This is a genomic window from Cellulosimicrobium sp. So1_17 (assembly GCF_055181235.1).
Genome location: NZ_CM143702.1, coordinates 4524994 through 4544646, shown reverse-complemented (window position 1 = coordinate 4544646; position 19653 = coordinate 4524994). Strand labels below are relative to the sequence as shown.

Below are 19653 nucleotides of genomic sequence, written 5' to 3'. Positions count from 1 at the left end.
GGACGTGTCGTGTCGGTCGGACGTGTCGTGTCGTGTCAGTCGTCTCACGGGGACCGTGCGGTCCCCGGGGGTGCCCCGGCGCCGGGCCGGAGCGCCCGGTACCCGGGCGCCGGGGCCGAGGACCGCGGACGGTCCCCGTCGTGCTCGTCGTGCGGGCAGGGTACGGGCGGTCCGGCCGATGGACCTCCCGTACCCCTGTGCGCCCGTGCGGCGAGCGCGTCGCCCGGCGGGTCGGCGCGTGCGCCGACCCGCCGGAACCTGTCAGGAGCAGCTCTGAGCGGCGTGCTCCACCGTCTCGGAGAACGTCCTCCCCTCGGCGTCGGTGGCCGTGACGGTGACGGACCCGGCGTCCACCGCGACGGCGCGGGCGGCGAACGACTGGTACGCGGCCTTGCCCGGCGCGACGTCGGCGAACGACTTCGACCCGTACGGGGTCTCGAGGGTCACCGCGAGCGGCACCTCGTCGTCGTTCGTCGCCCGCACCGCGAGGAAGACCTTGCCGGCGATGCACCGCGGCTCGGCCGTCACGGTGACCGCGAGCGGCGCCGGCTCGTCGTCGACCACCCGGAAGTAGTCGAACGACGCCGGAGCACCGGTGTCGGCCGCAGCACCGAGCGCGAAGAGACCGACCTGGGCCCCGGCGGCGGGAGCGTTCGTCACGCTCTCGTCGAACGTGGTCCACGTCGTGCCGTCCGCGCTGTACGCACCGGCGAACGTGTCACCGGAGCGGGTCAGACGCAGGTGCCACACGTCACCCGTGAGGCTCCCCGTCTGGGGCTGCGGGTTCTGCACCACGCCGCCGACCTCGCTGCGCAGCTCGATCCGGGCGTTCTTGGCCTGGCCCGCCGTGTTGTCGACGACGTAGTCGAGCTTGACGTAGTTGTCGTCGTCGCCGTAGACCAGCAGGCCGCCCTGCTGGTACTGACGGTCCAGCGCCGAGCCGTCGACCACGGTCTCGACCGTCCACTCCTCACCCGGCTGGTCCTGCAGCACCAGGTTCGGCACGGGGCGGTTGTCCGTCCCGTAGATGTCGGTCGGGGTCGTGTCGATCTGCAGCGAGCCGTCCGCCACGCGGTAGCCCGTCGGGTCCTCGTTCACGACCGTCCAGCGGCACGCGTCGAGCGCGTCACCGTCGAACTCGTCGTCCGGCCCGGGGGCGGACGCCGTGTCGTCGGGCGTGATGTGGAACCAGTCGAACTGGGCGTCCAGGATCGGCGACGCCGTCCCGTTGCCCTTGAGCGACACGAGGCCGATCTGCGCGTTCTCGAGGTCGGCGATCGACTTGGTCTGCGGCATCGTCGTGAAGGTGGTGCCGTCGGCCGAGTACGCCGCCTGGAGAGACGCTCCGTCGCTGACGAAGCGCACGTAGACCGTGTCGGGGAACGCCGCGCCGAGAGCGGCAGAGTTGGACTCCCCGACCTCGTTGGGAGCGGCGTTCTCCTCCCGGATGAACTGGAAGATGCGCGTCGCCGGGTCGGCCGCGGCCGAGCGTCCCTGGATCACCATCTTCGCGTAGTTGTCCTGGTCCTCCCAGATGACGAGACCCGCCTGCTGGTACTGCTGGCGTGCCGGCAGCGTCAGCTTGGCCGTGGCCGTGAACGGCCCGTCCGGCAGGTCCTGGAGCACCAGGTTGGGCACCGTCGTGTTGTTCGTGCCGTAGAAGTCGGTCGCCGTGGTGGGCACCACGAGCTGACCGTCCGCGACCGCCAGGTTCTGGTCGCGGTTCAGGACCGTCCAGCGGTCCTCGTCGAGCTCCGCGCCGAGGAAGTCGTCCGAGCGGCCCGAGAAGCACATCCCCGGGTCGGTCTGCTCGGCCTCCACCGTCACGGTCGTGTACTCGACCGAGTACGCGCCGCGCTCGTCCGTGGCACGGACCTGGAGCCGGTACTCGCCCGGCTCGTCGTACGTGACCTCGAACGAGCCCGTCCCGTCGACGAAGCCGTCACCGAGGCCGGCGTCCCAGGCGAACGTGACCGCCTCGGCCTCCGGGTCGGTGGCCGTCGCCGTCGCCGTGACGGTCAGCGGTGCGGTGCCCGAGGTCGGCGTGACCTCGAACGTGTCGATCGACGGACGGACGTTGTCCGTGACGCCGCGACCGTTGACGACCATCCAGTTGACGTTCGACTGGCCGGACGTCTGGACGAAGTACAGCGTGCCGCTGCCCTCCGGGACGTCGTGCAGCTCGGCCGTGATGTCCGAGTAGGTCTGCCAGGCACCGGCAGGAACCGTGAGGCTGCCGATCTCCGGCCCCTCCGGGTCGTCCCAGCGCAGCGAGACGCTCCCGCCGGGCTCCGACGCCGCACGCAGCGTGATCGAGTCGACGTTCGCCAGGGAGATCGGCTCGTGCGCCCACCAGTCGTCCGTCTCGATGAACCCGATGTTGAGTCCACCGCCCGCGATGTCGCCCGTGGTCTCGGTCTGCACGCCGGGGTCGCCGGCGCTCGTCGAGCCCTCGAGACGACCGGTCGACGTGAAGAACTCCGACTGGAGCAGCTTCGGCTGGAGGATCTGCAGGTCGTTCGCCGTCAGCGGGACGCCCACGGCACCACCGTCGTCGGTGTACATCGCCTCGACCACCCAGAAGATGTTCGACTCGATGCCGTGGCCCTCGTCGCGCGCCGTCTGGAGCGTGCCCTCGCAGCCCGTGAGCTCCTCCATCGGGTGAGCGTGCGAGTCGTGGCCGAGCGACGTGAACAGCGTGACGTTCTCGCACGTGACCTCCCCGTCGGGGTCGTCCACGGCGATCTCGTACCTCACCTGGTCACCCCACTCGAAGAAGCCGCCGTTCTCCGGGAACGTGATGGAGACGGTCGGTGCCTCGTTGCCGACGACGATCGTCACGTTCGCGACGCCGGTCGCGCCGTTCTCGTCCGTCGCGACCAGCTGGGCGGTGTAGCTGCCGTTCTCCGTGTACGTGTGCACGGGGTTCGCCTCGGTGGACGGCTCCGAGCCGTCGCCGAAGGTCCACTGGAGCGTGAGCGGGTCGCCCGCCGGGTGACGGGTGCCCTCCGAGGAGAACTGCACCGTCAGCGGCGCGGCGCCGCTCGTCACGTCCGCGCTCGCGCGGGCGATCGGGGCGGGGTCGCCCTGGACGTAGTTGACCTTGTAGACGCCGCTGGAGTCGTTGTTCCCGCCGAAGCCGGAGCCCCAGTCGATGACGTACAGCGCGCCGTCGGGCCCGAAGTCGAAGTCCATCGGACGGTCGAAGCCGGCCGACGGGTCGAAGACCCCCGGCAGGACCCGGTTGATGTCGACGAGGTCGTCACGCTGCTCGCCGTCGAGCTGGAACGAGTAGAGCCTGCCCTGGTTCCACTCGCCGAACAGTGCCTTGCCGTCCCAGTACTCCGGCCACTTGACGTCCGAGTCGAGCTCGGGGTCGTAGTCGTACACCGGTCCGCCCATGGGCGCACCGCCGCCGCCGATCTCCGGGAAGAGCGGGTTCGTCTGGTAGCCGTACCAGACCTCGGCCTCGATCGCCCCGGGCAGCTGCTGCAGACCCGTGTTGTTGGGAGAGTTGTTCACCACGCCCGCGGCGCAGTCGAAGGCCGCGCCGGACTGCCCCGTGGCGAAGTTGTAGTCGACGTAGTCGTTGTTCGCGCCGGTGCAGTACGGCCAGCCGTAGAACCCCGGGTCGCTCACGACGTTCCACTCGACCGTGCCTGCCGGGCCACGCGTCGCGCTGGCGCTGCCCGCGTCAGGACCGTAGTCCCCGACGAGCACGTTGCCCGTCGAGGGGTCGACGCCGATGCGGAACGGGTTGCGGAAGCCCATCGCGAAGACCTCGGGCTTCGTCTGCGCGGTGCCCGGCGCGAACATGTTCCCCTCGGGGATCGTGTACGTGCCGTCGTCCTCCGGGTGGATCCGCAGGACCTTGCCGCGCAGGTCGTTCGTGTTGGCCGACGTGCGCTGCGAGTCGTAGTTCTGCCGCCCCGCGCGCTCGTCGATCGGCGCGAAGCCGCCCGACTCGAACGGGTTGGTGTTGTCACCGGTGACGACGAAGAGGTTGCCCTCGGCGTCGAAGACCATGTCGCCGCCCGCGTGGCAGCACGTCTCGCGCTGGGTCGGGATGACGAGGACCTTCTCCTCCGACGCGAGCGAGATCGTCCGCGCCGCGGCGTCGTAGTCGAACCGCGAGACCCTGTTGTGCGGACCGTCGGTCCCGACGTCCTGGGGCGACCAGAAGAGGTAGACCCAGCCGTTCTCGGCGAAGTCGGGGTCGAGCACGACGCCCGTGAGACCGTCCTCGTTGGCCTGCGTGACCGACAGCGTCGCGGCGGTGGTCGTCTGGTTCGTCGCCGGGTCGATGACACGCACGCGCCCGTCGCGCTCGACGTAGAAAACCGTCCCGTCGGGGGCGACGTCGAGCATCATCGGGTTCGCGGTGTTCTCGTCGAGCGGCACCATCTCGTAGCTGTCGGACTGCGTGGCGTTGCAGTCCGAGGGCACGACGCCCGCCGCGGTCTGGATGCCGCCCAGCAGGTGCTGGAGGAACTCCGGCTCCGCGTACGACTCGTCCGTGTGGCCGCCGCCGGTGTACCAGGAGCGGCCGCCGTCGTAGACCTGGCACCACGCCGTGGGGTGCTCGGCGCCCATCGCGCCGGAGCCCGCGGAGTAGGTGGTCTCGTCGAGGCTCGCGAGCACGTGCACCGTGTCGCGCGGGTTGGTCCGGAAGTTGTACCACTCGTCGAAGCGGTCCCAGCGCGCCGGGAGGTGCGCCGTGGACTCGTGGACGTGGTCCTCGACCTTGATGGTCGCGTCCTGGTTCTGCGGGTGCGCGCTGAAGTAGGCGCCGACGAGCTCGCCGTACCACGGCCAGTCGTACTCGGTGTCGGACGCCGCGTGGATGCCCGCGTACCCGCCGCCGGACTGGACGTAGCGCTCGAACGCCGCCTGCTGGTCGTCGTTCAGCACGTCGCCGGTCGTGGAGAGCCACACCACGGCCTCGTACTGCGCGAGGTTCTCGTCGGTGAACGCCCCCGCGTCCTCCGTGGCCGTCACCTCGAAACCGTTATCGGTACCGAGCTGCTGGATCGCCGCGATCCCCGCGGGGATCGACCCGTGGCGGAACCCGGCGGTCTTGCTGAAGACGAGCACGTCGAACGGGACGGTCTCCGCGGCCGCGGCCACGGGTGCTGTCGCGATCGGGCTCGTGGAGGGAAGGGCTGCCGTGGCGGACGTCGCCGTCGCCAGGGTCAAGGGCAGAGCGACCGCTGCCGCGGCGACCGCCGCGACCGTGCGCCTCCGGGCGCGCGATCCTCCAAGCACGTTTCTCACAAGGTCTCCTCGTCGAGATGGGGGAACAGTGCTGCGCTCCGCCCGGGGCGGCGTCGTCGGCCTGCCTGCCGAGTCCCGGGACCGTCGGCGGGCCGTGTCGGCCCGCCGGTCGTCGGCCGCTGCGTCGCGGCCTGCGACCTCCTCTCGTCCGACCGGTCCGCCGGCCCGCACCGTCGCGGGTCCGGCAGCGCCGGTGGTTCCAGTGGTTCCGAGCGCAGGCCCGACGCCGGGGCGTCGGGCCCGCTCGGGTCATCGCCCGGTCAGGGCTCGACCCAGCTTCCGGACGCCGCGCTGCGCTCCACCGCGTCGAGCACGCGCTGGACCGCGAGACCGTCCGCGAACGTCGGCGACGGCTGCGTGCCCGACGCGATCGCCTCGACGAGGTCGACCACCTGGTGGGTGAACGCGTGCTCATACCCGAGGCCGTGACCCGCGGGCCACCAGTTCGCGACGTACGCGTGCTCGGGCTCCGTGACGACGATGCGCCGGAAGCCCGCCGTCACGGCGTCCTCGGCCGCGTCGAAGAAGTGCAGGACGTTCATGTCCTCGAAGTCGAACGCGAGCGATCCCTGGGAGCCGTTGATCTCGAGGCGGATCGCGTTCTTGCGCCCGTAGGCGAACCGGGTCGCCTCGAAGGTCCCGATCCCACCCCCGGAGAGTCGCGCGAGGAAGATCGCGGCGTCGTCGACCGTGACCGGGCCCCGCTCGGCGCCGCCCTGCCCGGTGAGACCGGTGAACTCCGTGGCGACGGGACGCTCGGTCACGAAGGTCTCGAGCAGACCCGACACGCTCGTCACGCGCTCGCCCGTGATGAACTGCGCGAGGTCGATGACGTGCGCGCCGATGTCGCCCAGCGCACCGCTGCCGGCCTTGGTCTTGTCGAGACGCCACGAGAGCGGGGCGTCCTCGTCGGCGATCCAGTCCTGCAGGTACTGGGCCCGCACGTGGCGGACGGTCCCGATCCGGCCGTCGGTGACGAGCCGGCGCGCGAGCTGGATCGCCGGGACACGACGGTAGGTGAAGCCGACCATCGCGACCTGGCCGCGCGAGGCGGCCGCCTCCGCCGCGGCGACCATCTGCTCCGCCTCGGCGACCGTGTTGGCGAGCGGCTTCTCGCACAGCACGTGCTTGCCGGCCTCGAGCGCGGCGATCGCGATCTCCGCGTGGGTGTCGCCGGGGGTGCACACGTCGACGAGGTCGACGTCGTCCCGTGCGACGAGGGACTGCCAGCTCGTCTCCGTGGACTCCCACCCGAGACGCTCCGCGGCGGTCTTGACCGCCTCCGGGTTGCGCCCGCCGAGCACGCGCATGCGCGGCTCGAGGGGGAGGTCGAAGAACCGGGGGGCGGTACGCCATGCCTGCGAGTGCGCTGCCCCCATGAACGAGTACCCGACCATGCCGACGCCGAGCTGCGCGCCGTTGCTGTGTGTCATGACGTTCCTTTCGTGCGCGCGCCCACGGTCCGGCCGGGCTCTCACCCGGGCGGACCGTGGGCACGGTCCGCGTGCTGCTGTTCTGGCTCGGGTCTCAGGACTCGAACGCGGTCGGCAGGTACTGCTCGACGTTGTCCGAGGTGACGACCGGGGCGAAGAGCTGCACGGTGCGCGGCACGCCGGACGACGCGAGGTCGCTCATGTTCTTCTCGTGCGCGACGAGACGGGCGAGCTTGATGCCGTCCGCGGCCTGCGTCGACGGGTAGACGACCGTCGCCTGGATGACCGAGTCGCCGGCCTCGATGTGCTCCATGACCTGCTGCGAACCGGCGCCGCCGACCATGAAGAACTCGTCGCGGCCCGCGTTCTCGATGGCCGAGAGCACGCCGACGCCCTGGTCGTCGTCGTGGTTCCAGATGGCGTCGATCTCCGGCTCGGCCTGCAGCAGGTTGGCCGTCGCCGCCTCGCCGCCCTGGACGGTGAAGTCGCCCTGGACCTGCGTCGAGACCTCGAGACCGCAGTCGGACAGCGCGTCCGCGAAGCCCTGGCTGCGGTCCTGGGTGAGCGGGAGCGACGCGATGCCCTGGATCTCGGCCACGACGGCGTCAGGGTTGTCGCCGAGCTGCTCGCAGATGTAGGTGCCGGCGGACACGCCCATGCCGTAGTTGTCGCCGAGGACCGTGGAGCGCGCGGCGAACGGGCTCGAGAATTCGCGGTCGACGTTGATGACCGGGATCCCGGCCTCCATCGCCTGTGTCGCGACGTCGGTGAGCGCCGCGCCGTCGAACGGCAGGAGCACGATCGCGTCGACGCCGTCGTTGATGAAGCCCTCGATCTGGCTGATCTGCACGTTGACGTCGTTCGTGCCCTCGGCGACGCGGAGCTCGACGTCCTCGTAGTTCTCCGCCTCGGCCCGGGCGGCCGCCGTGATGGCACCCATCCAGCCGTGGTCGGCGGCAGGGGCCGAGAAGCCGATGACGACCTCCTCGCCCGCGGCGTCGTTGTCGGAGACGGCCTGGTTGGTGCCGCCCCCGCCGTCACCGTCCGCCGTGTCCTCGTCGGCCGGGGTGTTCGAGGTGCATGCCGTGGCGATCAGCGCGATCGACGCGGCGGAGACCGTCGCGATCGTGATGCGGCGACGGAGGGTGGTGCGTGCGGACATGGGATCTCCTTCGATGCTGTCCTGCTGGGAGCGGGGACTACGGGGGTGGTGCTTGAGGACGGGGTGGGTGGTGCGACGACGACGCCGGGGCGTCATGTCCGGCGGACGAGGCGCTGCTGGAGCAGGACCGCGCCGACGATGATGGCCCCCTTGACGATCTGCTGGACCGAGCTGTCGACGTCGTTGAGGATGAAGACGTTGGTGAGCGTCGTGAAGATGAGGACGCCCAGGACCGTGCCGACGATCGTGCCGCGGCCGCCCACGAGGAGCGTGCCGCCGACGACCACCGCGGCGATGGCGTCGAGCTCGAGGAGCAGACCGTTGGTCGAGGCGCCGGCGCTCGTGCGAGCGAGGATCATCACCGCGGCGATGCCCGCCGTGAGCCCCGACAGCGCGTACACGTACATGAGGTGACGCTTGACCTTGATGCCCGCGAGGCGCGCGGCCTCGGGGTTGCCGCCGACCGCGACGGTACGACGGCCGAACGTCGTGCGGTTGAAGAGGAACCAGCCGAGCACGGCGACGAGCGCGAAGATCCAGACGATCTTCGGGACGCCGATGAGGTTGCCCTTGAAGACGTCGTTGAACTCCTGGACGTCCACGATCTGCGTGCGCCGCTGCGCGATGAGCTCGGCGAGCCCGCGTGCGGCGACGAGCATCGCGAGCGTCGCGATGAACGCCACGACCCTGCCGTACGCGATGATCACGCCGTTGATGAGGCCGGCGCAGAGGCCGACGGCGACCGCGCACACGAGCATGACGGGCCAGCCGTACGACTGGGTCGCGAGGGTCGTCGCCCAGACCGAGGCGAGACCGAGCACGGAACCCACCGACAGGTCGATCCCGCCCGTCGTGATGACGAACGTCATCCCGATGCTCACCACCCCGAGGACGGAGCCCAGGCTGAGGATGGTCATGAGGTTGCTGACGCTCGCGAAGCGCTCTCCCGCCGTCGCGAAGCCCACGACGCACAGGAGGAGCAGGGCCACGACCAGACCCACGTTGCGTCCCGCTGCTCCTGACAGGAGGCCGCTGCGACGCGAGCCGCTCGCCGCGTCCTGCTTCTCGACGCGGGCTGACTCGTCCGCGTTCGGCGTCGACGCCGACACCCTTTGCTCGCTCACGCGACACTTCCTTCCATGACCATGTCGAGCACCTGGTGCTCGTCGATCGATGCGGTGGGTCCTTCGTGCACCACGCGACCCTCGGAGATGACGAGGACGCGGTCCGCCAGACCCAGGACTTCGGGGATCTCGCTCGAGACGACGACGACGGCAGCGCCCTCGTCGGCGAGGCGGCGGATCAGGGCGTAGATCTCCGCGCGCGCCCCGACGTCCACGCCGCGCGTGGGCTCGTCGAGGAGCAGGACGCGGCACCCGTGGACGAGCCACCGGGCGAGCATCGCCTTCTGCTGGTTCCCGCCCGAGAGCGTGCGGATGGGGCGGTCCACGCCGGTGGGGCGCAGCTCGAGCGAGTCGGCCTGCTCCTTCGCCGCGCGGCGCTCGGCCCGCTCGTCGAGGAAGCCTCCCTTGGCGAACCGGGAGAAGGTCGAGAGCGTGACGTTGCGGTAGACCGGCTCGTCGAGGAGGAGCCCCTGGCTCTTGCGCTCCTCGGGCGCGAGACCGATCCCCGCGTCCACGGCCGAGGCGACCGAACCGACGCGCAGCCGGCGCCCGTCGACCTCGACGCGGCCGGCGGTCGCGCGGCGCGCCCCGTAGACGGTCTCGAGGATCTCCGACCGTCCCGAGCCGACGAGGCCCGCGAGCCCGACGATCTCCCCGGCACGGACCTGCATGCTCACGTCGGCGAACGTGCCGCGCAGGGACAGGCCCGCGACGTCCAGGACGACGGGGGCGCCGTCGGGCAGCTCGGTGGCGTCCGGGAACACGTACTCGACGGACCGGCCCGTCATGAGGGTGATGAGCTTGACCGTCGGCGTCTCGGAGACCGGGAGGTTCTGGGCCACGGTGCGCCCGTCCTTGAGGACGGTGATGCGGTCGCCGATCTCTCGGATCTCCTCGAGCCGGTGCGAGATGTAGACGACGGCGACACCTGCGGCCGTGAGCTCCTTGACGACGCGGAAGAGGTTGCCGACCTCCTCGGAGTCCAGGACCGCCGACGGCTCGTCCATGACGATGACGCGCGCGTCGTGCGACAGGGCCCGCGCCATCGAGACGATCTGCTTCCCGGCGGCCGAGAGGTTCCCGACCTCCTTGCTCGGCGAGATCTCCGAGTGGCCGAGCCGCTTGAGGATCTCCCGCGTGCTGCGCACCGCCTCGCGGCGCTGGGAGAACCCCATCGTGGACAGCTCGTGACCGAGGTAGACGTTCTCGGCGACGGTCAGGCCGTCGACGACGTCGAGCTCCTGGTACATCGTCGCGACCCCGTGCCGCAGCGCGGCGACCGGGTCGGAGATGTTGATGGGCTCCCCGTCGAGGAGGATCTGCCCTTCGGTCGGCTGGTGGGCGCCGGCGAGCACCTTGATGAGCGTGGACTTGCCGGCGCCGTTCTGACCGAGAAGGCAGTGGACCTCACCGGGGAGGATCTCGAGGTCCACCCCGTCGAGCGCTCGCGCTCCGGGGAAGACCTTGACGATGCCCTGCATCTGCAGGAACGGCTGGTGGGGGTCTGCTCTGACCATGTGCCTGAACCTAGGGCATCTTTTGACGAGCGTCAATCATAAGTCGTGGACTTTCACCCGCGTTACCGGACCGTTACCGTCAAAAGTGCCTCGACGCGCGGCCTGCTGCAGAACTGGCGCCTGCGGCGACCGCTGCGACCGGACGCCGCATCGACGGGGCCGTGGGACAGGAGCTGAGAGGGAGAGGCGCTCGTGCCTCTCGTGACGGGTCGCGGAGCATCGGCGTGGCCTCGGGGCGGTTCGAACCTTCCGCCAGGAGCGCGGCGACCTCGCTGTCGCCGTACTGCAGGACGGTAGGGTATCTTTTGTCGATCGTCAAGCAAAAGACGTCAGAGTTGCCGTCGATACGGGGCGGCCGTCGAGAGGCTTCGTGGTTCACTGTGCTCATGGAGGAGCTCCTGAAGTTCGCACCGCGTCCGACTGGCGCCGGAGACATGTTCCAGCTGCTCCGGGACGGCCAGCCGCGCACGCGTGCGGACCTCGCGTCGATCACCGGTCAGGCACGGTCGACGATCGCGGCGCGGATCGACCTCCTCATGTCCTCGGGCCTCATCGCCCCCGCCGGCGAGGCGAGCTCGACCGGCGGGCGCCCGCCCGTGACCTTCGCTTTCAACCCGGGCGCGCGCATCGTGCTGGCCGTCGACCTCGGCGCGACCCACGCACGACTCGCCGTGACGGACCTCGCGTCCAACGTCCTCGCGGAGACCGACGCCGCCCTCGCGATCGCGGACGGACCGGACGTCGTGCTGTCCTGGGTCGCCGAGACGGGCGAGAAGCTCGTCGCGACGACCGGTCGCAGCATCGACGACCTCGTGAGCGTCGGCGTGGGCCTCCCCGGCCCGGTCGAGCACTCCACGGGCCGGCCGATCAACCCGCCGATCATGCCCTCCTGGGACGACGTGGACGTACCGGGCATCCTGGCGAAGCGCTTCGACGCGTCGGTGCTCGTCGACAACGACGTGAACATCATGGCCCTCGGTGAGCACCGGACGGCCTGGCCGGACGTCACGGACATGCTCTTCGTCAAGGTCGCCACGGGCATCGGCTCGGGCATCATCGCCGACGGCGAGCTGCGACGAGGCGCCCAGGGAGCGGCCGGCGACATCGGGCACGTCGCGGTGCCCAGCGCCGCCGACGTGCCGTGCCGGTGCGGCAACGTCGGGTGCCTCGAGGCCGTCGCCAGCGGGCAGTCCGTCGCGAGCATCCTCACGGCCGCCGGGCTCGACGCCCGCACCAGCGCCGACGTCGTGGCGCTGGTCCGCGCGGGCGACCTCACCGCGAGCCAGGCGGTGCGCCAGGCCGGACGCGACATCGGCTCCGTGCTCGCGGCGTGCGTGAGCCTGCTCAACCCCTCCCTCATCGTCATCGGCGGCATCGTCGCCGAGGCCGGAGAGCACCTCATCGCCGGCATCCGGGAGATCGTCTACCAGCGGTCGCTGCCCCTGGCGACGCAGCACCTGCGGATCGTCACGTCGCAGGCCCGGGGCCAGGCCGGGGTGCTCGGTGCCAGCGCCATGGCGGTCGATCACGTACTCTCTCCCGCAGCGATCGACGCGCTCGTCGGCTGAGGCGTCGGTCGTCGGCCGGTGCCGACGTGGGCGACCGCCGAGACGACGAGTGTGACGATGCACGAGGAGGACTCATGACCGAGCGGAACCGTCGGGCGCTCGTGGTCCGAGGCGGTTGGCCCGGGCACGCGCCCGAGGAGGCGGCGGAGCTGTTCGTCCCGTTCCTGGAGGCGTCAGGCTTCGACGTCACGCTCGAGGGCTCCCTCGAGGCCTACGCGGACACGCAGTTCATGACCGACCTCGACCTCGTCGTCCAGTGCTGGACGATGGGCGAGATCCTCCCGGACGAGATGCGTGGCCTGCGCACCGCCGTCGCGAACGGCACGGGCTTCGCCGGCTGGCACGGCGGCATCATCGACTCGTTCCGCCTCGCGACCGACTACCTGCAGATGGTCGGCGGGCAGTTCGCCGCCCACGCGCACGACCTCGTCGACCACACGATCGACGTGGTGCCCGAGCGGGCCGACCACGACATCGTCTCGGGCCTCGGCACGATCGCGCTGCGCTCCGAGCAGTACTGGGTGCTCACCGACTCCTACAACGACGTGCTCGCGACCACCACGATCCACCCGCAGGCCGGCGACCCCTGGCACGAGCCCGTCGTCTGCCCCGCCGTGTGGACGCGGCAGTGGGGTGAGGGCAGGGTCTTCGTCTCCACCGCCGGCCACCAGCTCGCCGACCTCGAGGTCCCCGCCGTCCGCACGATCGTGGAGCGCGGCATCCTCTGGGCGAGCCGCTGACGTCCCAGCCCGCCGCGTGACGTCCTTCCGCGGCCTGCTCGCCTACCTCGTCACGCCCCTCACGCCCGACGACGTCCCGCACCTCGACGCGCTCGGCCACCTCGTGCACGACGCGGTCCACGAGGGGGTCGACGGCCTGGTCGTCCTCGCGTCGTCCGGCGCGGGGGTGACGTTCGACGCGGCGGAGCGAGGCGCCGTCGTGCACGCCGCGGTCACGGCGGCAGCGGCCACGACAGGGGCCGCTGCCCGGCGGGTGCCGGTGCACGTCGCGGTGGGCGGCACGTCGACGCGCGAGGTCGTCGCGCGGGCGCGTGCCGCGCGGGACGGCGGAGCGGACGGGCTCGTGCTGGCGCCGTTCTCGTACCTGCCTCTCGTCGAGGACGAGGTCGTGGCGATCTTCGACGCCGTCGCGGACGCCGTCGACCTGCCGGTCTGCTACTACAACAGGAGCGTGCAGACCTCCTACGACGTGACGCCGACGACGCTCGCGCACCTCGCGCGGACGACGACGGTGACCGCGGTCAAGGATCCGGCGTCGCTGCCCTCGCGACCGGGCGGTCGCGTCGCCGCTCTCCGGTCCGCGGTCGACGGCCTGGGCGTGAGCGTCGGTCTCAGCGGCGACCCCTCGCTCGTCACGGACGCCGAGGCCGCGGACGCCTGGCACACCGGTCTGGCGGGCCTCGTCCCCCGGGAGTACGTCGCACTGCGCCGTGCGCGGGTCGACGGCGGCGTGCCCGACCCGGACACCGCGGCCTGGTTGCGCGACCTGACCGGGGTGCTCGCCGGGCTGCGGCCGGTGAGCGGGTTCCACGCGCTCGCGAACCTGCTCGGCACCCCGACCGCTCCCCCGCGCGGACCGTCGCTCCCGGTGGACGACGACGGGCGTCGGCGGCTCGCCGAGGTCGTCGCCCGTCGACCTGCGTGACGGCCTGACCGGCCGGCACGACGCGGCGCGCGAGCACGCCGACCGTCCACCGAGAGGACGGCTCAGACGTCCACGTCGTCCGCGAGCTCCTGCCCGGCTCCGACGAGGTGCGCGACGGCGTCCGGTCCGCCCTCGAGGAGCGCGACGAAGCCGGCCTCGTCGAGGATCGGCAGACCGAGGTCGCGAGCCTTGGTCTCCTTGGACCCCGCGTTCTCCCCGACGACGACGTAGTCCGTCCGCTTCGAGACCGAACCGGCGGACTTGCCGCCAGCGGCGACGACCGCCTCCTTCGCGCCGTCGCGGCTGAACCCCTCGAGCCCGCCGGTCACCACGACCGTCAAGCCGTCGAGCGGGCCTGACGGCGCCTCCGCCTTGCCCGGTCCGGGATGGTCCGGGATCGCGAACCGGACGCCGTCGGCCTCCCAGGTACGCACGATCTCCTCGTGCCAGTCGACCTCGAACCACGCGATCACCTCGTCGGCGATGACCGGGCCGACACCCTCGACCGCGGCGAGCTGCTCGCGCGACGCCGACCGGATCGCGGCGAGCGACCCGAACCAGTCCGCGAGCGCCCTGGCGGCGACGGGGCCGACGTGGCGGATGTTGAGGCTCACGAGGATCCGCCACAGGTCCTTGGTCTTCGCACGTCGCAGCTCCGCGACGAGCGTCTCCGCCGTCGTGGAGGGCCCGTAGACCGGGAAGTCCTTCCGGACGCCGGCCGCCCGGCGCTCGGCGGTCGTCGCGTCCTCGTACCCCGGCGGGTAGGTACGGCTGACGACCTTCTGGAAGGGCCGGGCGACCTTGGCGCTCATCGTCGAACCGTCCGACATGGTCACCTCCGCGGACTCCCCCCGCCCGTCGCTCGGGCGCGGCAGCCCGGTCTCCGGGTCCCGGACGACGACGCGGATCGGGGCGAGCTGCTCGACGGTGAGCCCGAACAGGTCCTTCTCCGTGCGCAGCGGCGGCTCCGCGGGTTCGAACGGCTGGGTGAGCGCGGCAGCGGTGACCTCTCCGAGCACCTCGATGTCGAGGCCCCCGCGCGACCCGATGTGCTCGACCCGCCCCCGGACCTGCGCGGGGCACGACTCGGCGTTGGGGCAGCGCAGGTCGACGTCGCCCTCCTTCATGGGACGCAGGGGCGTCCCGCACTCGGGGCAGTCCGTCGGCATGACGAAGTCCTCGCGCGGGTACCCGTCGTCCGCGAGCGCCGCGACGGGGCCGAGGATCTCGGGGATGACGTCGCCGGCCTTGCGCAGCACGACCATGTCGCCGATGCGGACGCCCTTGGCCCGCACGACGTCCTGGTTGTGCAGCGTGGCCTGACGGACGGTCGAGCCCGCGACCTTGACCGGCTCCATGACGGCGTACGGCGTGGCGCGCCCGGTGCGGCCGACACCGACCTGGATCGCGAGGAGGCGCGTGTTGACCTCCTCGGGCGGGTACTTGTACGCGATGGCCCAGCGGGGCGCCCGGCTCGTGGCGCCGAGGCGACGCTGGAGCGCGAGCTCGTCGACCTTGACGACGATCCCGTCGAGCTCGTGCTCGATGTCGTGCCGGTGCTCGCCGAAGTACGCGATCCGTTCCATCACCTCGTCGAGGCCGGCGACCACCCGGGTGTGCGGCGAGACGGGCACGCCCCACTGCTCGAACAGCGCGTACGCGGCGGACTGCCGCTCGAGGTCGGCCTGCTGGCCCTCCTCCCACTGCAGCGCACCCACGCCGTGCGCGTACATCTGCAGGTTGCGGCTCGCGGTGACGGCGGGGTCCTTCTGCCGCAGCGACCCGGCCGCGGTGTTGCGCGGGTTGGCGTACGGCGCCTGCCCGGAGGCGACGAGCCCCTCGTTGAGGGCGGCGAAGTCCGCGACACCCATGAACACCTCGCCGCGCACCTCGATCACGTCGGGGTGCGTCGCGGGGTCTCCGGCGAGCTGCTGGGGGATCGAACCGATCGTCCGGACGTTCGCGGTCACGTCCTCGCCGGCGCGGCCGTCGCCGCGCGTGGCCGCCCGCACGAGCCGGCCCTTCTCGTAGAGCAGCGCGATCGCGAGCCCGTCGATCTTCACCTCGCACAGGTACTCGACGCCGGCGTCTGCCGGCACGCCGAGGTCGCGGTGCACGCGCGCGGCCCAGGCCGCGAGGTCCTCCTCGCTGAACGCGTTGTCGAGGGAGAGCATGCGCTCGAGGTGCTCGACCGTCGCGAACCCTGCGGCCGCGCGGCCGCCGACGCGCTGCGTCGGCGACTCGGGGGTCACGAGGGCGGGGTGGGCGGCCTCGAGCGCCTGGAGCTCGTGCATCCGTGCGTCGTACTCGGCGTCCGAGGAGACCGGCTGGTCCTCCTCGTAGTACGCGCGCTGGTCCGCCTCGACCTGCGCGACGAGCTCGGACCAGCGGCGCTGCGCCGCCGCCTCGTCGAGCTCGGCCGCGGAACCGGCCTCGGGGACGTCGGCGCGGGACCCGGTGGGGTCGCCGCTCGGTCGGTCGGTCGCCTCGGTGCTCTCGGTCACCCGCACATCATCGCGCGAACCGCCGACACGTTCGCGTCACGCCGTCACCAGCCGTGCGACGCGTCGTCGTGCATCTGCGGGCACGCGCCACCGGGCTCCGTCGCGGCCTCGTAGTGCCACACCTCGTTGGCGTAGGTCTGGCACAGCCCGAAGTCCGCGCCGTGCTGCTGGAGCCAGTACGCGCCCTCGGTCGGACCGACGTCGATCGCGGTACCGGCGACGTGCTCCGACGACTCGGGCGGCAGGACCCACCGCCGCGCCTCCTCGACGGACCCGTAGCGCTCGACCGCGTCGTCGACGAGCTGCTGCTGCTCGTCCGCGGTACGCCACCCCGAGGTGATCCACAGCTCGACACCCTCGGCGGCAGCGGCGGCCCGGGCGTCGTCGAACCGCTGCTGCAGCCCGGGGTCGAGCCCCACCGCCGTGACCGGTGCCGCGTCGGTCTGGCGGGTCACCGAGCCCGCGACGTGGTCCGTCGGTGCGGAGACCAGCTGGACGACGGCGACCGCGGACGCGGCCAGGCCCGCGACGACGGCGCCGACGTAGACCCGGCGCCCGACGCGTCGCCGTCGCCCGACCCTGGTGGTGACCGACCTGGTCCGGACCGGGTGGGGCGGCGTCGGCGCGTCCCGCAGCGTCATCGTCGGACTCCTGCGGTCGGGCTCGAGCGGGGCAGGAGTCGCCGACCCGGGGCGAGCCCGAGCGGCACGGCGACGGCCGCGACGGTGAGGACCCAGGCCGAGTAGTCGAGGCCGAGGAACACCCAGATGCTCGCGTGCATCGTCGCCACCGCGAGGACGAACGGGATCCGGGTGAGCCGCACGGCGAGCCACACAGGTGCGGTGAGCTCGAGCAGCAGCGCGCCCGTGGCGAGCGCACGCGTGAGCAGCGGCTGGTCGGCGACCACACGCGTCAGCCCGTCGCCGAACGGCGAGGCACCCTGCCGCAGGATCCAGGCCATGGAGTCCCCCAGCGCCCACGACGGCCCGCTGTGCACGAGCTTCTGCGCCCCGGTGAGGAAGTAGACGCACGCCACGACCGCGAGCGCCGCACGCACCGTCCACCCGGTCCGCGCCGGTTCCTCGCCGTGCGCGGTCCCGCGAGCGGGCGGTGCCGCGAAGAGCAGGACGAACCCGACCGTCACCGTGAGGACGTCGGTGTGCATCACCTTCCCCGAGCTCCCCCACAGCGCGGTCAGCACGAGGTAGGCGGTCCAGGCGACGGCGAAGCCGACTCGTGCCCGGATGCCCGCGAGCACGAGCGCGACGCCGAGGATCCCGAGGACCTGGACGGCGAGCAGGGCCGCGACCGAGGGCTCGACCGGCAGCCAGCCGAGGATCGTCGGGCCGCCGGTGAGCACCGCAGGGCGCTGGGCCACGAGGGTCCAGTCGTGCACCGCGAGCCGGACCCCGACGACCGTCGCGACGAGCGAGTGGACCTCGACGAGCCGGTACCAGGGCACGGGCGCGACGAGCCGGCGGTCGACGCCGCGCACGGCGCGGAGCACGTGCGGGCGGGACGACCGGGCGACGACGCCCGGCTCCGGCACGCGCGTCCCTCGCGCGCTCACGGCCGCACCTCGAGGACCGGCTCGCGCGCGACCTCGGTCCAGTCGAGCGACGTGGGGTCCAGCGTGCGCCGCACGCGCTCGAGACGGACCGACGTGACGTGGCCGGGCCGGGTACCCGCGACGCCGAGCCACGCCCGGACCATCGCCTCCCGCTCGGCGGGCGGGGTGGACGTGAGGTCGGCGTAGCGGTGCGTCGTCGCGGCGAGCACGGGGTTCCCGGTGCCGGGCCGCAGGAGCACGGTGCCGTCCGCGCCGTCCGCGGACAGCTCGAGGCTCGTGCGTGCGCCGGTGCGCACCTCGCTGAACAGGCGGTACGACGTGAGGGGCCACGCCTCGACCCCCGCCGCGGCCGTGGCGAGCAGCAGGCCGACGACGCCGTACGTGACGGTCCGGGCGAGGACCGGTTCGGGCATTCTCCGCATGACCCAGACACTGCCGGGTGCGCAGGCGCGCGGGCATCGGCCCGAGGGCCGGTCGCGACCCTCGACCGAGGGCGTGGCACCGGCCCCGAGCCTCAGCCCTGGGGCTGAGGCGCGGGCGGGCGACGCCCGCCCGGGGTCTGTCCCGCCGTGCGCGGCCCGGCCGCTACCGTGGGCCCGTGCCGTCCGCCCCCCGCGTGCCTGTCTGGGCACAGGACCTCCTGGTCGCCCTCGCGGCGGGCGCCGCGTGGTTCGCCGTCATCACGGTCATGGAGAACGGGGACTACTGGTACCCGCGGAACCCTGGCTCGTACCGCGTGGCCGGGCTCTGGATCGTCCTGACGCTCGCGTTGCGGCGCGTGACGCCCGGCCTGCTCTTCTGGACCACGGTGATGCTCTACCCGCTCGCCCTGCCCTGGATCATGCAGACTCCGTTCGAGCTGCTCCCGCTGATGATCGCCGGCTTCGCGGCGACGCGCTCCGGGGCCGTGCCCTGGCCGCTCGCCGCGGTCGCGGGAGGCCTCTCCGCGTTCTCCCTGCTCCTCTTCAGCCGTCCGGTCCTCACCTTCCCGCCCTCGGCCTTCTACCCCCAGGACCTCGAGATCGGGCGGTCGCCGTCGGACGTCCTCGTCGCGCTCGCGCTCGTGCTCGGCGCGGTGGCCGCCGGGGTGTTCTTCCACCGCCTGGCCGTGACGTCCGAGACCCTGCGCGAGCGCAACGCCGAGCTCCAGGCGCTGCAGGCCGAGCTCGCCGAGCGGGCGGTGCTCGCGGAACGCACCCGTATCGCGCGCGAGCTGCACGACGTCGTCGCGCACCACGTGTCCGCGATCGTCGTGCGCGCGCAGGCCGCGGACCGGGTCGCGGCGAACCAGCCGGAGGCCCCGCACGAGGCGGTGCGCTGGATCACCGACGAGGGCAAGCGTGCGCTGACGTCGATGCGGTCCGTCGTGCACGTCCTGCGCCGGGAGGACGCCCTCGACGGCGGCGTCGCGACGCTCGCCCCCACCCCGGGGACCGACGACGACACCGCCGACCAGCTGCGCGCCGCGGCGCGCCGGCTCACCGACGCGGGGCGGGACGTCTCCCTGACCCTGCCCGACCCGTGGCCGACGACGAGCGCCGAGACGGGTCTCGCCGTCGTCCGCATCACCCAGGAGGCCCTGACCAACGTGCTGCTGCACTCCCTCGCCCCCGACGTCACCGTGACGGTGACCACCACCGGCACCCGTCTCGGGGTGCGCGTCCACGACGCCGGTCCCCCGCTCCCCGACGACCCGTCGGGTCGCACCGGCTTCGGCCTGTCCTCGATGCGCGAGCGCGCGGCCGCGGCCGGTGGGCACCTCGGCGCGGGGCCGGACGGGCGGGGCGGCTGGCTCGTCGAGGCGACCCTCCCCCGGGACGTGCGGTGAGCAGCGCG

Annotated in this window: 13 protein-coding genes; 4 read left to right on the top strand and 9 right to left on the bottom strand. The window is 72.3% G+C overall.

Annotated elements, in window-relative coordinates:
- Window positions 1–261 precede the first annotated feature (261 nt).
- From ACZCLJ_RS19955 to ACZCLJ_RS19935, 5 genes are all read right to left on the bottom strand, one after another.
- Window positions 262–5274, bottom strand: a complete 5013-nt coding sequence (locus ACZCLJ_RS19955) for a ThuA domain-containing protein (protein ID WP_463105024.1) — start codon at window positions 5272–5274, stop codon at window positions 262–264.
- A 260-nt stretch (window positions 5275–5534) separates the two neighbouring features.
- On the bottom strand, window positions 5535–6707 hold the full coding sequence (locus tag ACZCLJ_RS19950) for a Gfo/Idh/MocA family protein (RefSeq protein ID WP_463105023.1): 1173 nt from the start codon (window positions 6705–6707) through the stop codon (window positions 5535–5537).
- Between the two features lie 94 nt (window positions 6708–6801).
- The gene (locus ACZCLJ_RS19945; RefSeq protein ID WP_463105022.1) at window positions 6802–7869 is read right to left on the bottom strand and encodes a substrate-binding domain-containing protein; all 1068 of its coding nucleotides are present in this window, start codon (window positions 7867–7869) and stop codon (window positions 6802–6804) included.
- 92 nt (window positions 7870–7961) lie between these two features.
- Complete coding sequence (locus tag ACZCLJ_RS19940; protein ID WP_463105021.1) at window positions 7962–8993, bottom strand: ABC transporter permease; 1032 nt, start codon at window positions 8991–8993, stop codon at window positions 7962–7964.
- Window positions 8990–10510 (bottom strand): sugar ABC transporter ATP-binding protein, encoded by a 1521-nt coding sequence (locus ACZCLJ_RS19935; RefSeq protein ID WP_251151831.1) that lies wholly within the window; start codon window positions 10508–10510, stop codon window positions 8990–8992. The genes ACZCLJ_RS19940 and ACZCLJ_RS19935 overlap by 4 nt, the downstream gene beginning before the upstream one ends.
- A 386-nt stretch (window positions 10511–10896) precedes the next feature.
- On the opposite strand from ACZCLJ_RS19935, the gene ACZCLJ_RS19930 reads away from it, so the two are divergent.
- From ACZCLJ_RS19930 to ACZCLJ_RS19920, 3 genes are all read left to right on the top strand, one after another.
- Window positions 10897–12078, top strand: a complete 1182-nt coding sequence (locus ACZCLJ_RS19930; protein ID WP_435736556.1) for an ROK family protein — start codon at window positions 10897–10899, stop codon at window positions 12076–12078.
- Between the two features lie 74 nt (window positions 12079–12152).
- Window positions 12153–12818, top strand: coding sequence for a ThuA domain-containing protein (locus ACZCLJ_RS19925; RefSeq protein WP_251151833.1), 666 nt, complete (start codon window positions 12153–12155; stop codon window positions 12816–12818).
- A 16-nt stretch (window positions 12819–12834) separates the two neighbouring features.
- Window positions 12835–13743, top strand: coding sequence for a dihydrodipicolinate synthase family protein (locus ACZCLJ_RS19920; protein WP_463105020.1), 909 nt, complete (start codon window positions 12835–12837; stop codon window positions 13741–13743).
- Window positions 13744–13805: 62 nt separating this feature from the next.
- On the opposite strand, the gene ligA is transcribed toward ACZCLJ_RS19920, so the two are convergent.
- From ligA to ACZCLJ_RS19900, 4 genes are read right to left on the bottom strand one after another with little or no spacing between them, the layout of a single operon-like run.
- Window positions 13806–16247, bottom strand: a complete 2442-nt coding sequence (gene ligA / locus ACZCLJ_RS19915) for an NAD-dependent DNA ligase LigA (RefSeq protein WP_463105019.1) — start codon at window positions 16245–16247, stop codon at window positions 13806–13808.
- Between the two features lie 44 nt (window positions 16248–16291).
- Window positions 16292–16888: a M15 family metallopeptidase gene (locus ACZCLJ_RS19910; RefSeq protein WP_463105018.1), complete on the bottom strand. Its 597-nt coding sequence runs from the start codon at window positions 16886–16888 to the stop codon at window positions 16292–16294.
- Window positions 16885–17817, bottom strand: a complete 933-nt coding sequence (locus tag ACZCLJ_RS19905; RefSeq protein ID WP_463105017.1) for a hypothetical protein — start codon at window positions 17815–17817, stop codon at window positions 16885–16887. Before ACZCLJ_RS19905 ends, ACZCLJ_RS19910 begins: the two co-directional genes overlap by 4 nt.
- The gene (locus ACZCLJ_RS19900; protein WP_463105016.1) at window positions 17814–18230 is read right to left on the bottom strand and encodes a hypothetical protein; all 417 of its coding nucleotides are present in this window, start codon (window positions 18228–18230) and stop codon (window positions 17814–17816) included. Before ACZCLJ_RS19900 ends, ACZCLJ_RS19905 begins: the two co-directional genes overlap by 4 nt.
- A gap of 185 nt (window positions 18231–18415) precedes the next feature.
- Between ACZCLJ_RS19900 and ACZCLJ_RS19895 the strand changes: the two genes are divergently transcribed.
- Window positions 18416–19645: a sensor histidine kinase gene (locus ACZCLJ_RS19895; protein WP_463105015.1), complete on the top strand. Its 1230-nt coding sequence runs from the start codon at window positions 18416–18418 to the stop codon at window positions 19643–19645.
- Window positions 19646–19653: the final 8 nt, after the last annotated feature.

Excerpts from the sequence above, each read along its gene's own strand:
- ACZCLJ_RS19925 (WP_251151833.1), top strand. The coding sequence starts at position 12,153 with ATGACCGAGCGGAACCGTCGGGCGCTCGTGGTCCGAGGCGGTTGGCCC.
- ACZCLJ_RS19950 (WP_463105023.1), bottom strand. The coding sequence starts at position 6,707 with ATGACACACAGCAACGGCGCGCAGCTCGGCGTCGGCATGGTCGGGTAC.
- ACZCLJ_RS19930 (WP_435736556.1), top strand. The coding sequence starts at position 10,897 with ATGGAGGAGCTCCTGAAGTTCGCACCGCGTCCGACTGGCGCCGGAGAC.
- ACZCLJ_RS19900 (WP_463105016.1), bottom strand. The coding sequence starts at position 18,230 with ATGCCCGAACCGGTCCTCGCCCGGACCGTCACGTACGGCGTCGTCGGC.
- ACZCLJ_RS19910 (WP_463105018.1), bottom strand. The coding sequence starts at position 16,888 with ATGACGCTGCGGGACGCGCCGACGCCGCCCCACCCGGTCCGGACCAGG.
- ACZCLJ_RS19945 (WP_463105022.1), bottom strand. The coding sequence starts at position 7,869 with ATGTCCGCACGCACCACCCTCCGTCGCCGCATCACGATCGCGACGGTC.
- ACZCLJ_RS19935 (WP_251151831.1), bottom strand. The coding sequence starts at position 10,510 with ATGGTCAGAGCAGACCCCCACCAGCCGTTCCTGCAGATGCAGGGCATC.